General features: G+C 68.0%; 1 protein-coding gene. It reads left to right on the plus strand.

Translation table 11 applies throughout. From position 1 onward, the window contains the following. Window positions 1–2: 2 nt before the first annotated feature. Window positions 3–1,230, plus strand: a 1,228-nt coding sequence (locus tag EN906_RS34525) for an amino acid adenylation domain-containing protein (RefSeq protein WP_164777629.1), incomplete at its 3' end; no start/stop codon positions are given.

The raw sequence follows: 1,230 nt of genomic DNA on the forward strand, positions 1-1,230 counted from the left end.
GTATGGAAATGGATCACGGTGTCGACATCGCCGAACTGGACGCGGAACGATCGGGGCTGGAAAGCGGCCTGGCAAGTGTCGACGCGCCGATAAGAACGGCCCCCGCGACAGCCAGGCGCGGGCAAATCCTGACGGGCGCCGACTTTGCCCGGCAAGGCCTGCCCGGCGAGCGGCTCGACACCGTCTTCGAACAGCTCGCCGACATGTTTGCAGCGCTGCCGGCGGTGATCTCGGACGGGCGTGTCTGGACCTATCGGGAACTGGACAGCCGCGCCAACCAGTTCGCCCGCCTGCTGGTCAAGCGCGGCGTGCGGCCGGGCCACCGCGTCGGGCTCATCCTCGACCGCTCGGCGGAGACCTATGTCGCGCTGCTCGCCGTGATGAAGGCGGGCGCTGCCTTCGTGCCGCTGGCGACCGCCTTCCCCGAGGAGCGGATGGCGCTCATCATCGAAGACGCCGGCGTCAGCCTGATCGTCACCATCGCCGCCTACGCGTCGCGCGCCGGTCAGCTGCCCGTCCCGCATCTCCTTATCGACAGCGCCGCCGCTGAAATCTCCGGACAGTCCGACGCGCCGCTGAAGCCGCATGCGAAGGCCGCTTCATCGGACGACACCTGCTACATCCTCTACACCTCGGGCACCACGGGCAAGCCCAAGGGCGTGGTCATCAAGCACCAGAGTTTCGTCAATTTCATCCGCGTCGCCGCCGCCTCCTACGGCTACCGGCCGGGCGACCGCGTCTATCAGGGCATGACGATCGCCTTCGACTTTTCCTCCGAAGAGATCTGGGTGCCGTTCGTCGCCGGCGCGACGGTGGTGCCGGCACCGGGCCAGATGCCGCTGGTAGGCGAGGAACTGGCCGATTTCCTGCGGCTCCATGACATCACCTGCATCGCCTGCAGCCCGACGCTGCTGTCGTCGATGACGTCGGATGTGCCCAGCCTGCGCACGCTGCTGGTCGGCGGCGAGGCCTGCCCGCACAATCTGGTGGTGCGCTGGTCGAAGCCGGGGCGGCAGATCCTCAACACCTATGGCCCGACCGAGGCGACCGTCACCGCCACAATGGGCGCGCTGACGCCGGACAGCCCCGTCACCATCGGCGCGCCGCTGCCGACATACTCGATCGTCATCCTCGACGCATCGCTGCCGCAGCTTGCCGAGCCCGGCGAACTGGGCGAGATCGGCATTGCCGGCATCGGGCTCGCGGTCGGCTATCTCAACAGGCCCGACC

The sequence above is a fragment of the Mesorhizobium sp. M7A.F.Ca.CA.004.06.1.1 genome (genome assembly GCF_003999135.1).
In the GTDB taxonomy this organism is placed as follows: Bacteria; Pseudomonadota; Alphaproteobacteria; order Rhizobiales; family Rhizobiaceae; genus Mesorhizobium.